The 16,488-nt window shown below is 62.7% G+C and carries 14 protein-coding genes; 11 read left to right on the top strand and 3 right to left on the bottom strand.

Annotated elements, in window-relative coordinates:
- The first annotated feature begins 170 nt into the window (after positions 1–170).
- Both JOE32_RS15015 and rarD read left to right on the top strand, forming a co-directional pair.
- Positions 171–1,145 (top strand): serine/threonine protein kinase, encoded by a 975-nt coding sequence (locus JOE32_RS15015; protein WP_209985616.1) that lies wholly within the window; start codon positions 171–173, stop codon positions 1,143–1,145.
- Positions 1,146–1,314: 169 nt separating this feature from the next.
- Positions 1,315–2,199: an EamA family transporter RarD gene (gene rarD / locus JOE32_RS15020; RefSeq protein ID WP_209985619.1), complete on the top strand. Its 885-nt coding sequence runs from the start codon at positions 1,315–1,317 to the stop codon at positions 2,197–2,199.
- On the opposite strand, the gene JOE32_RS15025 is transcribed toward rarD, so the two are convergent.
- Positions 2,200–2,712, bottom strand: coding sequence for an ACT domain-containing protein (locus JOE32_RS15025; RefSeq protein WP_209985622.1), 513 nt, complete (start codon positions 2,710–2,712; stop codon positions 2,200–2,202).
- Positions 2,713–2,979: 267 nt separating this feature from the next.
- Between JOE32_RS15025 and JOE32_RS15030 the strand changes: the two genes are divergently transcribed.
- Positions 2,980–5,157 carry a malate synthase G gene (locus tag JOE32_RS15030; protein WP_209985624.1) on the top strand — a complete coding sequence of 726 codons (2,178 nt, stop codon included), beginning with the start codon at positions 2,980–2,982 and terminating at the stop codon, positions 5,155–5,157.
- 162 nt (positions 5,158–5,319) lie between these two features.
- On the opposite strand, the gene JOE32_RS15035 is transcribed toward JOE32_RS15030, so the two are convergent.
- Complete coding sequence (locus tag JOE32_RS15035) at positions 5,320–5,766, bottom strand: response regulator (RefSeq protein ID WP_209985627.1); 447 nt, start codon at positions 5,764–5,766, stop codon at positions 5,320–5,322.
- Between the two features lie 246 nt (positions 5,767–6,012).
- Between JOE32_RS15035 and JOE32_RS15040 the strand changes: the two genes are divergently transcribed.
- From JOE32_RS15040 to JOE32_RS15075, 8 genes are all read left to right on the top strand, one after another.
- A complete protein-coding gene (locus tag JOE32_RS15040; protein ID WP_209985628.1) occupies positions 6,013–7,935 on the top strand; it encodes a putative nucleotidyltransferase substrate binding domain-containing protein in 1,923 nt (640 codons plus the stop codon).
- Positions 7,932–8,639, top strand: a complete 708-nt coding sequence (locus JOE32_RS15045; RefSeq protein WP_209985630.1) for a 3'-5' exonuclease — start codon at positions 7,932–7,934, stop codon at positions 8,637–8,639. The genes JOE32_RS15040 and JOE32_RS15045 overlap by 4 nt, the downstream gene beginning before the upstream one ends.
- 100 nt (positions 8,640–8,739) lie before the next feature.
- Positions 8,740–9,258: an RNA polymerase sigma factor gene (locus JOE32_RS15050; protein WP_209985632.1), complete on the top strand. Its 519-nt coding sequence runs from the start codon at positions 8,740–8,742 to the stop codon at positions 9,256–9,258.
- Positions 9,255–10,217, top strand: a complete 963-nt coding sequence (locus tag JOE32_RS15055; protein ID WP_209985634.1) for a FecR family protein — start codon at positions 9,255–9,257, stop codon at positions 10,215–10,217. Before JOE32_RS15050 ends, JOE32_RS15055 begins: the two co-directional genes overlap by 4 nt.
- 135 nt (positions 10,218–10,352) lie before the next feature.
- On the top strand, positions 10,353–12,782 hold the full coding sequence (locus JOE32_RS15060; RefSeq protein ID WP_209985636.1) for a TonB-dependent siderophore receptor: 2,430 nt from the start codon (positions 10,353–10,355) through the stop codon (positions 12,780–12,782).
- Between the two features lie 63 nt (positions 12,783–12,845).
- Complete coding sequence (locus tag JOE32_RS15065; RefSeq protein WP_209985638.1) at positions 12,846–13,949, top strand: PepSY-associated TM helix domain-containing protein; 1,104 nt, start codon at positions 12,846–12,848, stop codon at positions 13,947–13,949.
- Complete coding sequence (locus JOE32_RS15070; RefSeq protein ID WP_209985641.1) at positions 13,946–14,128, top strand: hypothetical protein; 183 nt, start codon at positions 13,946–13,948, stop codon at positions 14,126–14,128. The genes JOE32_RS15065 and JOE32_RS15070 overlap by 4 nt, the downstream gene beginning before the upstream one ends.
- A 163-nt stretch (positions 14,129–14,291) precedes the next feature.
- Positions 14,292–14,921, top strand: a complete 630-nt coding sequence (locus JOE32_RS15075) for a glutathione S-transferase (RefSeq protein ID WP_209985643.1) — start codon at positions 14,292–14,294, stop codon at positions 14,919–14,921.
- A 199-nt stretch (positions 14,922–15,120) separates the two neighbouring features.
- Here JOE32_RS15075 and creD read toward each other — a convergent pair whose 3' ends face one another.
- Positions 15,121–16,467 carry a cell envelope integrity protein CreD gene (gene creD / locus JOE32_RS15080; RefSeq protein WP_209985646.1) on the bottom strand — a complete coding sequence of 449 codons (1,347 nt, stop codon included), beginning with the start codon at positions 16,465–16,467 and terminating at the stop codon, positions 15,121–15,123.
- Positions 16,468–16,488: the final 21 nt, after the last annotated feature.

Raw genomic sequence — 16,488 nt, forward strand, 5'->3', positions numbered from 1 at the left:
CCCAAAGCCAGGCTCTGAGCCGTATCAGGTACACCGCGTTTTGCTGAATTGGGGGCGCTTCGCACCCCAACGCAGGACAAGCCTGCTCGCCACAGACAACCACCTATCCCAGTCCCGGTGCGCTACCATACGAGGCCCGACGCGGCGCCCTGCTGCGCGCAGGAGTTCGCATGGCCCACCCGTTTGAAACACTCACCCCCGACCTGGTCCTCGACGCCGTCGAAAGCATCGGTTTTCTCAGCGATGCGCGCGTGCTGGCGCTCAACAGCTACGAAAACCGCGTGTATCAGGTGGGCATCGAAGACAGCGAGCCGCTGATCGCCAAGTTCTATCGGCCGCAGCGCTGGACCAGCGAGGCGATCCTCGAGGAACACCGCTTCACCTTCGAGCTGGCCGAGTGCGACGTGCCGGTGGTTGCGCCGATGATCCACAACGGTGAAAGCCTGTTCGAACACGCCGGGTTCCGCTTCACGCTGTTTCCACGCCGGGGTGGCCGCGCGCCGGAGCCGGGCAACCTTGATCAACTGCACCGCCTTGGGCAACTGCTCGGCCGACTGCATGCGGTGGGCTCAACCCGCCCGTTCGAACACCGCGAAGCCCTGGGTGTGAAGAACTTCGGCCACGACTCCCTCACCACCCTGCTCGAAGGCAACTTCATCCCCAAAAGCCTGCTGCCCGCCTACGAGTCGGTCGCCCGCGACCTGCTCAAGCGCGTGGAAGAGGTGTACAAGGCCACGCCGCACAAGAACATCCGCATGCACGGCGATTGTCACCCCGGCAACATGATGTGCCGTGACGAAATGTTCCACATCGTCGACCTGGACGACTGCCGCATGGGCCCGGCGGTGCAGGACCTGTGGATGATGCTCGCCGGTGATCGCCAGGAATGCCTGGGGCAACTGTCGGAATTGATGGATGGCTACCAGGAATTCCATGACTTCGACCCCCGCGAACTGGCGCTGATCGAACCGCTGCGCGCCCTGCGCCTGATGCACTACAGCGCCTGGCTGGCCCGGCGTTGGGACGACCCGGCGTTCCCCCACAGTTTCCCCTGGTTCGGCAGCGAGCGTTATTGGGGCGACCAGGTGCTGGCGTTGCGCGAGCAGCTGTCGGCGCTCAACGAAGAACCCCTGAAGCTGTTTTAACCGGTGGGAGGGGGCGTGCTCCCGATGACGGTGTGTCAGCTAAAGCGGGATTGGCTGTCACACCGCTATCGAGAGCAAGTCCCCTCGCACATAAAGCAAAGCCAATCCCCCAGGCTGACAAATATCCTTACAATCACGCCTTTGTCAGTTGCCCGAGCAAGGATTCCGCATGCACGCCGCCACCCCCCGCAAGGGCTACATCCTGGGCCTTAGCGCCTACATCATCTGGGGCCTGTTCCCGCTCTACTTCAAAGCCATCGCCAGCGTGCCCGCCGTCGAGATCATCGTGCACCGGGTGTTGTGGTCGGCGCTGTTCGGCGGTTTGTTGCTGATGGTGTGGAAACACCCGGGCTGGTGGCGCGAGCTGCGCGACAACCCCAGGCGCCTGGCGATCCTGGCCCTCAGCGGTTCGTTGATTGCGGCCAACTGGCTGACTTATGTGTGGTCGGTGAACAGCGGGCGCATGCTCGAAGCAAGCCTGGGTTACTACATCAACCCACTGGTGAATGTGCTGCTGGGCATGCTGATCCTCGGCGAGCGCCTGCGCCGCCTGCAATGGGTGGCCGTGGGCCTGGCGGCGGTGGGTGTGGCGCAGCAGGTGTGGCAGGTCGGCAGTTTGCCGTGGGTGTCGCTGGTGCTGGCGCTGACCTTCGGTTTCTACGGGCTGATCCGCAAGCAGGCGCCGGTCAAGGCGCTGCCGGGGCTGGTGGTGGAAACCTGGATGCTGGTGCCGATTGCCGTGGCGTGGTTGCTGTTCAACCCTTCGGCCCACAGCGCGCAGATGGCATTCTGGAGCACATCCGAAGCCTGGTGGCTGGTCGCAGCCGGTCCGGTCACGCTGGTGCCGCTGGTGTGTTTCAACGCCGCCGCACGGCATCTGCCCTACACCACCTTGGGTTTTTTGCAGTACATAGCGCCCACTCTGGTGCTGCTCCAGGCCGTGCTGCTGTTCGGCGAGCACCTGGCGCCGGCCACGCTGATTGCCTTCGCGTTCATCTGGGCCGGGCTGGCGGTGTACAGCGTGGATATCGGGTTGAATGCGCGCAAACGCTGATCACTCCTCGCTGCGCAGCTCCACCATCAAGTCATCGGCGAGGGTCTCCAGGGATTCCTGCAGGGTTTCCAGGGACAAACCGGACGGCACCTGCAGCAGGGCTTCGGCACTGAACAGCGGGTCGCCACTCATGGGCGCCGGGCGCACATCGGTGCTCAGGCGCTCCAGGTTGACGCCCTGGCGGCTGAGCAGCGCGGTAATCTCGCGCACGATGCCCGAGCGGTCATTGCCCAGCAGCGTCATCACAATCGACTTGGACGTCGACGCCTGCCCGCTGCTGCCCTCGCCCACCAGCACACGAATGCCATGGGTGGACAGGTCCTCCAGCGCGCCCACCAGCGCCTGTCGGCTCTCGGCCGGCACGCTCACCCGCAGAATCCCGGCAAACTGCCCGGCCATATGGGCCATGCGGCTTTCCAGCCAGTTGCCACCGTGGGCGGCAATGTTCTGCGCGATGCGTTCGACGAGGCCGGGTTTGTCGGCGGCGATAATTGTGAGTACAAGATGGTCCATGGCGAAGCCCTCTGGAAATCAATCTACAAAGTGGACCCGCAGGCCCTCGAAAACAAATCGTGTACCATTTTTATTTTTATCTGGAACAATCCAACGGTTTCTTGAGAACATCCGGCTCTTCGCTGTGACCGCATGATCAAAATGGGTCGCTAAACGACGTATTGAGTCTGATATTCACAAGCACAAGTCATCATGTAGTATGCCCAACCGGGCACTACATAATGATCATCAGATTAAGCGCATAAGCTCCGCAGAGTGAGGCAAGCAATGACTGAACACGTTCAAGTCGGTGGCCTGCAGGTCGCCAAAGTCCTGTTCGACTTCGTCAACAACGAAGCGATTCCCGGCACCGGCCTCACGGCCGAGCAGTTCTGGGCCGGCGCCGACCAGGTCATTCACGACCTTGCGCCGAAGAACAAGGCCCTGCTCGCCAAACGCGACGATTTCCAGGCGCAGATCGACGCCTGGCACCAGGCTCACGCCGGCCAGGCCCACGACGCGGTGGCCTATAAAGCCTTCCTGCAAGAGATCGGCTACCTGCTGCCGGAAGTCGCAGACTTCCAGGCCACCACTGAAAACGTCGACGACGAAATCGCCCGCATGGCCGGCCCGCAGCTGGTGGTGCCGGTAATGAACGCGCGCTTTGCCCTCAACGCCTCCAACGCCCGCTGGGGTTCGCTGTACGACGCGCTCTATGGCACCGACGCCATCAGCGAAGCCGACGGCGCCGAGAAGGGCAAGGGCTACAACAAGGTGCGTGGCGACAAGGTCATCGCCTTCGCCCGCGCCTTCCTTGACCAGGCTGCGCCACTCAGCGCCGGCAGCCACGCCGAGTCCACCGGCTACAAAATCGTCGATGGCGTGCTCATCGTGGCCCTTAAAGGTGGCAGCAACAGTGGCCTGCGCGACGATGCCCAGCTCATTGGCTTCCAGGGCCCGGCAGCCGCGCCGATTGCAATCCTGCTGAAAAACAACGGCCTGCATTTCGAAATCCAGATCGACGCCAGCACCCCGGTTGGCCAGACCGATGCCGCCGGCATCAAAGACATCCTGATGGAAGCCGCACTCACCACCATCATGGACTGCGAAGACTCCGTCGCCGCCGTCGATGCCGACGATAAAGTGGTGATCTACCGCAACTGGCTCGGCCTGATGAAGGGCGACCTGGCTGAAGAAGTCGCCAAGGGCGGCACCACCTTCACCCGCACCATGAACCCCGACCGCGTCTACACCGGCGTGCACGGCGAGGACGTGACGCTGCACGGCCGTTCGCTGCTGTTCGTGCGCAACGTCGGTCATCTGATGACCATCGACGCGATCCTCGACAAACACGGCAACGAAGTGCCCGAAGGCATTCTCGACGGCCTGCTCACCAGCCTGGCGGCGATCCACAGCCTCAACGGCAACAGCAGCCGCAGCAACAGCCGCACTGGCTCGGTGTACATCGTCAAACCGAAGATGCATGGCCCCGAAGAAGTGGCGTTCACCAACGAGTTGTTCGGTCGCATCGAAGACGTGCTGAACCTGCCACGCAACACCCTCAAGGTCGGGATCATGGACGAGGAGCGCCGCACCACTGTCAACCTCAAGGCCTGCATCCAGGCGGCCAGCGAGCGCGTGGTGTTCATCAACACCGGCTTCCTCGACCGCACCGGCGATGAAATCCACACCTCCATGGAAGCCGGCGCGATGGTGCGCAAGGCCGCCATGAAAGCGGAAAAATGGATCGGCGCCTACGAAAACTGGAACGTCGACATTGGCCTGCGCGCCGGCCTGCAGGGCCGCGCCCAGATCGGCAAAGGCATGTGGGCCATGCCCGACCTGATGGCCGCCATGCTCGAACAGAAAATCGCTCACCCCCTGGCCGGTGCCAACACCGCCTGGGTGCCGTCGCCAACCGCCGCCGCCCTGCATGCGTTGCACTATCACAAGGTCGACGTATTCGCCCGCCAGGTGGAACTTGCCCAGCGCGAACGCGCCTCGGTGGACGATATCCTGACGATTCCGCTGGCCGGCTCTACCGATTGGTCCGACGAAGAAATCCGCAACGAACTGGACAACAACGCCCAGGGCATCCTCGGTTACGTGGTGCGCTGGATTGACCAGGGTGTGGGCTGCTCCAAAGTCCCGGACATCAACGATGTTGGCCTGATGGAAGACCGCGCCACCCTGCGTATTTCCAGCCAGCACATTGCCAACTGGCTGCGCCACGGCATCGTCAGCGAAGCCCAGGTGCTGGAAAGCCTCAAGCGCATGGCGCCGGTGGTGGACCGCCAGAATGCCGGGGATGCGCTGTACCGGCCGTTGGCGCCGGACTTCGACAGCAACATCGCGTTTCAGGCCGCGGTGGAACTGGTGATTGAAGGGACCAAACAGCCCAATGGTTACACCGAGCCGGTGTTGCACCGCAGGCGTCGGGAGTTCAAGGCTAAAAACGGCCTGTAAATGAAAAAGCCCTGATCGAGAGATCAGGGCTTTTTCTTTGGTTTCAGGGTCACTGGAGTGGCGCTATCGGGAGCAAGTCCCCTCGCACATCTGCAAGGTATTCACAGCTCGACATGTGGGAGGGGGCTTGCTCCCGATGAGGCCAGCACCGTCACCTCACCATCAGGAAATCATCCCCAACTCCCGCTTCACCATCTGCGCCAACTTCACGCTATCAATCGGCTTGAGCAAAAAATCCACCACGCTCAAATGCATCGCATCAATCACATCCGGCGCCTCGGCGTCCCCCGACATAATGATGATCGGCAACGCCGCGCGGGTGGACTCACGCACCTGGCGGATCAGCTCAAGACCACTCCCGGGAGCCATGCGCAGGTCGGTAATCAACAAGCCGATCGAGCTGCTGGTTTTCAATAACTCCCACGCTGCCTCACCACTGTCGGCCGTCATGCAGCGAATACCGTCCAGCCCCAGAATCTCCGCCAACAGTTCACGCGCATCCTTGTCGTCATCAACAATCAATACACGCTGTGGCGGTAAATCAGGTTCCAGCATCACGGCGCTCAGCGCCTCGCGCTCGGCATCACTCAAAATATCGTGGTCGGACATACAGTTCTCAGCAGTTCTATTCAATCTCGCAGCACACTCGTCAGACATCTGCGCAAGGGCGTTCAATGTGCACTTCGTCGGAAACTTTGCCTAGTGGGCGTTCCACGGGGTTTGCACGGTAGTCCCATAGGGTTTTTCCCTAGTCCGTGCAGTCACTTCGCTACCTAGACTTACGTCCAATGGGCACCCGCCGTGCGCCAGCCGACCATGCAGCACGATAACGACAAAAACATTGCGGTCACTGTTATGAGTAAAGCTGATGCTTTCGCCCAGGCGGGAAAAACCGCCGTCTTGCAGAACATCCACGGCACCCTGCAATTCCTGCAGCGCTTTTCGCCGTTCAACCAGATGGAGAACGCGCACCTGGCGTTTCTGGTGGAGCAATGCCAGCTGCGCTTTTACGGCACCGGCGACAGCATCCTCAAACCGTCGGGCGGGCCGGTGGAGCACTTCTATATCGTCAAGCAAGGCCGCGTGGTGGGTGAACGCCCGGACTCGACCGAAACCACCTTCGAAATCACCACCGGCGAATGCTTTCCGCTGGCCGCATTGCTCGGTGAACGAGCAACCCGCACCGAACACAAAGCCGCCGAAGACACCTTCTGCCTGCAACTGAACAAGCCGGCCTTTATCAAGCTGTTTGCGCTGTCCAGCCCGTTCCGCGATTTCGCCTTGCGCGGCGTCAGCAGCCTGCTGGACCAGGTCAACCAGCAGGTGCAGCAAAAGGCCGTGGAAACCCTCGGCACCCAATACTCCCTGAACACCCGCCTGGGCGACCTGGCCATGCGCCATCCGGTGATGTGCAGCCCGCAGACACCGCTGCGCGAAGCCGTGACGCTGATGCATGAACAGCAAGTGGGCAGCATCGTGATCGTCGACGACCAGCAGGCGCCCCTGGGCATTTTCACCCTGCGCGACCTGCGCCAGGTGGTGGCCGACGGCACCGGTGACTTCAGCCAGGCCATCGCGGGGCACATGACCCAGGCGCCGTTTTTTCTCACCCCGGACCACAGCGCTTTCGACGCCGCTATCGCCATGACCGAACGGCACATCGCCCACGTGTGCCTGGTCAAGGACCAGCGCCTGTGCGGCGTGGTGTCCGAGCGCGACCTGTTTTCCCTGCAACGGGTCGACCTGGTGCACCTGGCCCGCACCATCCGCAACGCGCCCAGGGTCGACAACCTGGTGGCGATGCGCGGCGAGATCGGTCAACTGGTGGAGCGCATGCTCGCCCACGGTGCCTCGTCTACCCAGATCACCCACATCATCACGCTGCTCAACGACCACACCGTGTGCCGGGTGATCGAACTGACCCTCGCCGAAAAGGGCGACCCGGGCGTGCCGTTCAGTTGGCTGTGCTTCGGCAGCGAAGGACGCCGCGAACAGACGCTCTACACCGATCAGGACAACGGCATCCTGTTCGAGGCCAGAGACGCCGCCGAAGCCGCCGAGCGACGCGGGCGCCTGCTGCCGTTGGCGCAGCAGATCAATCAGAGCCTGGCGCTGTGCGGCTTCAGCCTGTGCAAGGGCAACATCATGGCCGGCAACCCCGAGCTGTGCCTGTCTCGCTCTGAATGGGCACGCCGGTTTGCGGCGTTCATCCGCGAGGCCACCCCGGAAAACCTGCTGGGCTCGAGCATCTATTTCGACCTGCGCGTGGTGTGGGGCGATGAGCAGGGCTGTGAGCAACTGCGCCAGGGCGTCCTTGACCAGGTCGCCGACAACCGCCTCTTCCAGCGCATGCTGGCCGAGAACGCCCTGCGCCAGCGCCCGCCGGTTGGGCGCTTTCGCGACTTCGTGCTGACGCGCAACGGCGCCGAAAAGGCCACCCTCGATCTCAAGGTGCAGGGCCTTACGCCATTCGTTGACGGCGCGCGACTGCTGGCCCTGGCCAATGGCATTCACGCCAATAACACCCTGGAGCGCCTGCGTCAGTTGGTGATCAAGGCCGTGATCGAGCCGCTGGACGGCGCTGCGTATGAAGAGGCCTATCACTTTATCCAGCAGACCCGCATGCAGCAGCACCAACTGCAAAGCCGGGAAAACCAGCCGTACTCCAACCGCGTCGACCCCGACAGCCTCAACCACCTGGACCGCCTTATCCTGCGCGAATCCCTGCGCCAGGCCCAACGCCTGCAGAGCAGCCTGACATTTCGGTATCAGCTGTGAGCCTGTTCAGCTGGCTGCGCAAGACAAAACCGCGGCTCGACGCGGCGCAGCAGCAACGCCTGGTGCAACTGCCCTCACCCTGCGCACTGGGCGACGGTTCTTTGCGCAGCCAGCGCTGGGTGGTGGTGGACCTGGAAACCAGCGGTCTGAACCTTAACCGCGACCAGGTGCTGTCCATCGGCGCCGTGGTCATTGAGGACGGTGCGGTGGACTTCTCGCAACTGTTCGAACGCACGCTGCACCGCGCCGACAACCGGCTCAGCCCCAGCGTGCTGATCCACGGCCTGGGCCCCAGCGCCATCGCCGCCGGCAGCGACCCGGCGGAGGCGCTGCTGGACTTCATGGCGTTTATCGGCGACAGCCCGCTGCTGGCCTTCCATGCGCCGTTCGATCAACACATGCTGGGCCGCGCGCTCAAGGACAGCCTGGGCTATCGCCTGGCCCACCCGTTCCTCGACGTGGCCGAGATCGCCCCGCTGCTGTGCCCCGACGCGCCACTGCGTGAAGCCGGGCTGGACGATTGGATCCACCACTTTGGCCTGCGGGTGGGCGAACGCCATCACGCCAGCGCCGATGCCCTGGCCACGGCGGAACTGATGCTGATTCTGTTCAGCCGCGCGCGCCGGCAGCACATCGACTCACCGAAGGCCTTGCAGGAGCGCTTGGGCCAATGGAGACGGCGCAAACACGCGCCATCGTTTTAATGCCACCTCCCGACAAACGCCAATTGCGCCCATCCAATGCCTCTGCCACAATCGCGAATAATTCTCGTTAGTCTAAACAATTCGTTTATCCGGTGATGCCTTGTCGTCAGTCCAGCCTCCCCACAGTGAGCTTGTTGGTGCGTTGTATCGCGACCATCGTGGCTGGCTGCTGGCCTGGCTGCGGCGCAACGTGGCCTGCGCCAGCCGCGCCGAAGACTTGAGTCAGGACACCTTCGTGCGCCTGCTGGGACGTGCCGAGCTGCGCGAACCCCGCGAGCCACGTGCCTTTTTGGTGGCCATCGCCAAAGGCCTGCTGTTCGACTACTTCCGCCGCGCGGCGCTGGAACAGGCCTACCTCACCGAATTGATGCTGATCCCGCAAAGCGAACACCCCTCGCCCGAAGAACAGCAATTGATCCTCGAAGACCTCAAGGCCATCGACCGCCTGCTCGGCAAACTGTCGAGCAAGGCTCGCGCCGCGTTTCTGCACAGTCGCCTGGACGGCATGGGCCACGCCGAAATCGCCCAGCGCCTGGGCGTCTCGGTGCCCCGCGTGCGCCAGTACCTGGCCCAGGGGATTCGCCAGTGCTACATCGCCTTGTACGGCCAGCCGCTGTGATAGGTGCCAAACCGGTCTCGGCGCGGGTGCTGGATGCCGCGATTGCCTGGCAACTGTCCCTCGACGCGGGCGACGCCAGCGCGGTGGAACAGGAAGAATTGCGCAGATGGCTGGCCAGCGATGCCGAGCACGCCCGCGCCTGGCGCCAGCTGGGCATGCTCGATCAGCGTTTCAGCGCAGCCTCGGGCCCGGCGCGGGCGGCCTTGCTGCAGTCGCGCGAAGGCATTCGCCAACGCGTACGCAAACTGGGGCGGGGCCTGGCGAGTATCGCGCTGGTGTGCGGGCTGGCGTTGTTTGCCGGCGAGCGCTACGTGCCGCTGCATTACTGGCTCGCCGACCAACGCACCGCCACCGGCGAGCAGCGCACGCTGACACTGGCCGATGGCACCTCGATCAACCTCAACACCCACAGCGCCATCGACGTGCGCTTCGACGAAAAGCGCCGCCTGATCGTGTTGCAGGCCGGGGAAATTCTGATCGAAACCGGCCATGACGACGCGCGCCCGTTTTACGTGCAAACCCCCGACGGCAGCCTGCGGGCGCTGGGCACGCGGTTCATCGTCAAGCGCGAAGACCACGCCACGCGCCTGAGCGTGTTGCAGTCGGCCGTGGCCGCGCAGCCTGAGGCGCAGCACCAGGCACAGGTGGTCAAGGCCGGCCAGCAAGTGCTGATGCGCAGCGATGGTTTGGGCCCCTTGCTGGCCGTCACCCCCGGCAGCGACGCTTGGACGCGCGGCATGCTGGTGGTCGACAACGCGCGTCTCGCTGACGTGATCAAGGAGCTCGGCCGCTACCGCAGCGGCCACCTGGACGTGGATAAAAACGTGGCCGACCTGCGCATCACCGGCAGCTTCCCGCTGCGCGATACCAACCTGGCGCTCAATGCATTGCTGCCGACGCTGCCGGTGCAAATCGAGCAGCACACACCGTGGTGGGTGACGGTGCGCGCCAGGCCTTGAAATGCGGGAGGGGCTTACCCCCGATGAGGCCCTCAACAACAACCCAAAAAATATTTACCGCCCGCCCTATCACTTTCCCATTCTCATCCGGCTCCTAGGCAATCGAGAACTATTTCCATCAGGAGCCGCCCCTTCATGTCCCGCACGCTCGACACCTTGTTGCGCCCCAGCCTGTTAGCCGTGGCCATTGCCCTCGGCGCCCCGCTCGCCAGCCCCTTGCTGCTCGCCGCCGAACACGCCGCAAGCGTGCGCGCCTACAACCTGCCGTCCGCGCCCCTGGCCAGCACCCTCAACCAGATCGCCAGTCAGGCCGGCCTTGCGCTGACCCTCAACCCGACGCTCGCCGCCGGCAAGACCTCGGCACCGGTCAAGGGCCAGTTCGATGCGCAGAGCGCACTGCGTGAAGCCTTGCGCGGGACGGGGCTGCAACTGGAGCAAGGCACGGCAGGGACGTTTACGTTGGTGCCGATTCCGGACGGGGTTGTGGCGTTGCCGCAGACCAGCGTTATCGGGCAGGGCAATTATGAAAGTGCGTGGGGGCCGGTGGAGGGTTACCTGGCCAAGCGCACCGCCGCCGGCACCAAGACCGACACTGCACTGGTCGAAGCACCGCGCTCGATTTCCGTTGCCACCCGCGAGCAGATGCAGGATCGCAACGTCCAGAACCTGGACGATGCCGTCAAATACATGCCCGGCATTGTGTCCGCCAGCTACGGCAGCGACACACGCTACGACTGGATGCGCGTACGCGGCTTCGAACCCACCCAATTCCTCGACGGCCTGCCACTGCCGCGCGGTGTGTACGCCAACCCTAAAGCCGAAACGTGGAATCTGGACCGCCTCGCCCTGCTGCGCGGCCCGGCCTCGTCGGTCTATGGCCAGACCCCGCCGGGCGGTCTGCTGGACATGGTCAGCCGGCGTCCCAGCGCAGAACCGAGTAACGCAGTGCAGGTGCAGTACGGCAGTGACAACTACCGCCAGATCAACTTTGACAGCACCGGCAAAATCGATGACGAAGGACGGTTTCTCTACAGCCTCAGCGGTGTGCTGCGTGATGCTGGCACCCAGGTCGACCATATCGACAATAAGCGCTACAACATCGCGCCCAGCCTGACCTGGAATATCGATACCGACACCAAGTTGACCCTGCTGTCACAGTTCACCCGCGATGATACCGGCACCACCAGCCAGTTCCTGCCGATCCAAGGCACCAAGATCAAATCACCGCTAGGCGAGGTTTCCCACCACAAGAACCTTGGCGATCCCGATTACGACTTCTACGACCGTACCTACTACGCACTCGGCTATGCTTTCGAGCATCGCTTCAACGATACTTGGCAATTCAAGCAGAACCTACGCTACACCAAGTCCGAATTGGCGTTCCAACAACTGACGGTCGGCTCCTTCGCGTTCTCCCCTGCTGATGCCAATGGCAATATCAGCCGCTCCTCGACCAACGTGGACGAGGACATCAGCCAGTTCGCAGTGGATAACAATTTCCAGGCTGACTTCGCCACCGGCGACATCACTCACACTCTGCTGCTGGGTCTGGATCATCAGCGCACCGATACCTCTTACCTGGCGATTTTCGGCGACGGCGGCACCACCAACATTTTCAACCCGGTCTACGGTCAGCCGATCGTACGCCCGGCGCGCTCAACGGCCTTCTACGATTACAACCAGAAAACCGTGCAGACCGGCCTTTACGTGCAGGACCAAATGGCCCTCGATAACTGGCGCCTGACCCTTGGCGGCCGTGAAGACTGGGTACACCAGGGCACAACCTACTTCAATAAAAACGACGCCACCAATACCGACCGCAGCAAGAACTTCAGTGGCAACGCGGCGCTGAGCTATGTGTTCGATTCAGGTTTCGTGCCCTACCTTTCCTACGCCGAGTCGTTCCAGCCCGCGAGCAACGCCAGCGTAGACCCCGTCCAGTCGTTCAAACCGACCGAAGGCCAGCAGTGGGAACTGGGGATCAAATACCAGCCGCCCGGCTCCAACACACTGCTCAGTGCCGCGGTCTACGACCTGACGCAGAAGAATGTACAAGTCACCAGCTTCCAGTCCGGTGGTGCCTCGGTCACCGATCAGACCGGCGAAGTGAAGGTCAAGGGCCTGGAATTGGAAGCCGTGTCTGACGTGACCGATAACCTCAAGGTAATCGCGGCCTACACCCTGGCCAAGTCTGAAGTGCAAAAGGGCCAGTACAAAGGCAACCGGCTGCAACTGATCCCCAATCAGCAAGCCTCGCTGTGGACCGACTACACCTGGCATACCGGACCACTCGACGGTTTCGGTATCGGCTTTGGCGCGCGCTACACCGGCAACACCTATGGCGACCAGGCCAACACCTGGGCCGGCAAAGCCAATGCCTACACCGTGTTCGACGGCGCCGTACACTATGACCTGGGCCGACTGGACAATAGCCTCAAGGGTGCGTCGGTGAAAGTGAACGTCACTAACCTGTTCAACAAGGATTACATTTCCACCTGCGACGGCTCCTACTGCTACTTCGGCGACCAACGCAGCGTAGTCGCCAGTGCCACTTATCAGTGGTAATCCGCTGAGTTAACCACCAAGCCGTCCTCCGGGACGGCTTCGGTGCGTTTGAAGGCTAGAAAAATGAAAAGCAAAACCATCCGCCGCTGGTCCTTCATCCACACCTGGACCAGCCTGATCTGCACCGTATTCCTGTTGCTGCTCGCCCTCACCGGGCTGCCGCTGGTGTTTCATCATGAGATCGACCACCTGCTGGGCAATGAGCCGACGCTTGCGCAGATGCCGGCCGACACACCGCAGCTCGATCTGGAACGACTGGTCGCCAAAGCCCAGGCCCATCGCCCGGGCGAGGCCATGCAGTATTTGGCCTGGGACGAGGACGACAAAAACGGGGTAATCGCGATCATGGCGGCGACCGCCGGCACCGAGCCCAATTCGTCGCACACCTTCATGCTCGACGCACGCACCGGTGAATCGGTGGAGATGCCCTCGGCCAATGGCGGTTTTACGCTGTTCGTGCTGCGCCTGCATGTGGACATGTTCGCCGGCCTGCCGGGCAAGTTGTTGCTGGCGTTCATGGGCTTGCTGTTTGTGTTGGCGATTGTCTCCGGCACGGTGCTGTACCTGCCGTTCATGCGCCGCTTGAAATTCGGCACGGTGCGCCAGGATAAATCCACGCGCCTGCGCTGGCTCGACCTGCACAACCTGCTCGGCGCGGTTACCCTGACCTGGGCGCTGGTGGTGGGCGTGACCGGCGTGATCAGTGCCTGTGCCGACCTGATCATCGCCGCCTGGCGCACCGACAGCCTCAGCGCCATGATCGAACCCTACAAGAACGCCCCGCCGCTGACGCAGCGCGCACCGGTCAGCGAGTTGCTGAGCATTGCCGCCAAGGCCGCGCCGGGCATGCAGCCGGACTTCATCGCCTTCCCCGGCACACGCTTTTCCAGCGAGCACCACTACGCCGTGTTCATGAAAGGCAGCACGCACCTGACCTCGCACCTGCTCACGCCGGTACTGATCGACGCCCGCACCCTGACCGTCACCGCCATCGCCGAACGGCCGTGGTACATGGACGCCATGGGCATGTCGCAGCCGTTGCATTTTGGTGACTACGGCGGCATGCCGATGAAAATTCTGTGGGCGGTACTGGATGTGCTGACCATCATTGTGCTGGGCAGCGGGGTGTACCTGTGGCTCGTGCGGCGCAAGGCGGGCAAGGCATGAAGCCGCGCCAGTCGAGTTTCTGGAAGGTGTTTGGCATACCGCTGGGGATCGGCCTGCTCAGTGCCGCCGGGCTGTTTGCGGCGCTGCTGGGCGACGGGCTCTGGGACGTTTTGAGCTGGGTGGGGCTGGGGGTTCCTGCGGTGATTGGCGCCTGGGGGTTGTTGGCGCGGCGCGGCTGAATGCGCTATCGGGAGCAAGCCCCCTCCCACATTTTGAAGTGTGAATACTTTCAAATGTGGGAGGGGGCTTGCTCCCGATGAGGCCCGAAAAAACACCACAATCTCCTCGCCAGCCATCGCCCAACCTCATAGGCTAGGCCCCAGCCCACTTCGAGGAATACCCATGTCCACGCCCAGCATGACCTTGTTCCACAACCCCGCTTCACCCTTCGTGCGCAAAGTCCGTGTGCTGCTGATCGAGACCGGCCAGCAGGACCGCGTGGCCCTGCACGACTGCGTGCCGACGCCGGTCAGTCCGGACGCCCAGGTGGTGCAAGGCAACCCTGTCGGCAAGATCCCGGCCCTGCGCCTGGCCGATGGCAGCAGGCTGCACGACAGCCGGGTGATCCTCGATTACCTCGACCACCAGCACGTCGGCAACCCACTGATCCCTCGCGACGGCTCAGCCCGCTGGCGTCGCCTCACATTGGCCTCGATGGCCGACGGCATTCTCGATGCCGCCGTGCTGACGCGCTACGAGCTCGCCCTGCGCCCGGTGGAAAAACACTGGGCTGCGTGGCTGGACGAACAACGCATTAAGATACGCCGCACCCTCGCCGAGCTGGAACAGGATGCGATGGCCGAGCTGGCCAGCCATTTCGACATCGCCGCCATCAGCGTGGCCTGTGCCTTGGGCTACCTTGATTTCCGCCATCCGGACCTGCAATGGCGGGCGGATAACCCCAGGCTTGCGCAGTGGTATGCCGAGGTCAGCCAGCGGCCTTCGATGCTGCAGACCCAGCCGCCTGCCTGACATTCTGTGGCGAGCGGGCTTGCCCCGCGCTGGGCTGCGAAGCAGCCCCCTCAAGCAGATTGCGGTGCTTCAGGCACTCCTCTGCGGCTGGTTTTGGGGCTGCTGCGCAGCCCAGCGCGGGGCAAGCACGCTCGCCACAACAGCGTGTTGATCCTGCTCAGCAACTGGTCCCTTAACTGTTGATCCTCGCGCAAGCCCATCATTGCTCAATCCCCTTGCGCCGGCCCACGCCGTACCAGTCCAGTTTGCGCGTCAGCACCATCACCGTGCCGAGCAGGGCGAACAGCAACAGCGATCCCATCAGCAGCGCATAATCCTCGGCGCTGAGCAGCCCGTACAACAAGCCATACAGCGCCGCCAACCCCGCCGAAAACCGCAGGCCATGGGCAAGGCTGCGCAGCACATGGCACAGGTAAAAGCCGATCAACAGCACACCGGCACTCGCCGAGATCAGGTAGGCCAAGGCGAACCCCAGGTGCTCGGCCAACGACAACAGCAGCAGATAAAAGAACGCCAGGGCCGCGCCCACCAGGCCGTACTGGATCGGGTGCAGCGCCAGGTTCTTCAGCACTTCGAACAGGAAGAAGCCGCCAAAAGTCAGGGCGATGAACAGCAACGCGTATTTGATCGCGCGGTCGCTCTTGAGGTATTGGTCCACCGGATCGATGAAGTTCACGCCGAAGCTGCGGTTGTTGAAGTCCTCACAGGCCTGGCGGTCCAGGCAGCTTTGCAGGGCTTGCTCCAGGTTGGTGGCGAAAAACGAGGTTTGCCAGCGAGCAGTAAAGCCCTTGTTCGTCACGTCCCGTTGCGTCGGCAGGAAGTTGCCGATAAAGCTGGGGTGCGGCCAGTTGGAAGCAAGTGACACCTGGCTGGTCTTGCCCACTGGCAACACGTGCAGCTGTTCGGTGCCTTGCAGGCGCAGGTCGAACGCGAACTCCAGCGCGGCGGGCTTGTGGCTGTCCAGCGCCGGCAGCGCCACGTGCACGCCCTCCCCCAGCCAGTCCACCAGAGAGCCCGGTGCGAACGCGAGGCGCTGGCTGCCCAGTTCCAGTTTCAGCGCATTTTCGATGCCGCGAATATCGCTGACACCCACCGCCAGAAACGCCGGTTCAAAGCGGTAATCGGCAAAATGCTCGGTAATGCCCAACTGCTCAGGCAACTCGAAACGCCCGCTGATGCGGTTGTCGGCATGGAACAGCCGCGCCTGGTAGATGCCACGCGTACGCAGCTCGGTGTGCACCTGGCCATCGAGTTCAAACCGCTCCGGCAGGAAATACAGACGACCGCGTTCTTCACGGGTTTCTTCGTAGCGTTGATTGAGTTTTTCATTGAGCTTCCACTCGCGCACGGTCCTGCGATACGGCACCACCATCACCGGCCCGGTGAGGCGCTGTGGGTAACTGGAGCTACGGGCGATATCCGCCAATACCTCATCGCGCCTTTGCTGACGATCACTGATGAGGCCATCGATCATCATCAACGGAATCAGCAACAGCAACATCAGCAGCGCAATGGCGCCAAGTTTGTAAAGCAGGCTTCGGTTCATGGGGCTCTCCCTGTTTTGGAT

The sequence above is a fragment of the Pseudomonas sp. PvP025 genome, from assembly GCF_017832155.1.
In the GTDB taxonomy this organism is placed as follows: domain Bacteria; phylum Pseudomonadota; class Gammaproteobacteria; order Pseudomonadales; family Pseudomonadaceae; genus Aquipseudomonas.

Coding starts and splice junctions, on each gene's coding strand:
- JOE32_RS15030 (WP_209985624.1), top strand. CDS start 2,980: ATGACTGAACACGTTCAAGTCGGTGGCCTGCAGGTCGCCAAAGTCCTG.
- JOE32_RS15070 (WP_209985641.1), top strand. CDS start 13,946: ATGAAGCCGCGCCAGTCGAGTTTCTGGAAGGTGTTTGGCATACCGCTG.
- JOE32_RS15040 (WP_209985628.1), top strand. CDS start 6,013: ATGAGTAAAGCTGATGCTTTCGCCCAGGCGGGAAAAACCGCCGTCTTG.
- JOE32_RS15035 (WP_209985627.1), bottom strand. CDS start 5,766: ATGTCCGACCACGATATTTTGAGTGATGCCGAGCGCGAGGCGCTGAGC.
- JOE32_RS15015 (WP_209985616.1), top strand. CDS start 171: ATGGCCCACCCGTTTGAAACACTCACCCCCGACCTGGTCCTCGACGCC.
- rarD (WP_209985619.1), top strand. CDS start 1,315: ATGCACGCCGCCACCCCCCGCAAGGGCTACATCCTGGGCCTTAGCGCC.
- JOE32_RS15025 (WP_209985622.1), bottom strand. CDS start 2,712: ATGGACCATCTTGTACTCACAATTATCGCCGCCGACAAACCCGGCCTC.
- JOE32_RS15065 (WP_209985638.1), top strand. CDS start 12,846: ATGAAAAGCAAAACCATCCGCCGCTGGTCCTTCATCCACACCTGGACC.
- creD (WP_209985646.1), bottom strand. CDS start 16,467: ATGAACCGAAGCCTGCTTTACAAACTTGGCGCCATTGCGCTGCTGATG.
- JOE32_RS15075 (WP_209985643.1), top strand. CDS start 14,292: ATGTCCACGCCCAGCATGACCTTGTTCCACAACCCCGCTTCACCCTTC.
- JOE32_RS15060 (WP_209985636.1), top strand. CDS start 10,353: ATGTCCCGCACGCTCGACACCTTGTTGCGCCCCAGCCTGTTAGCCGTG.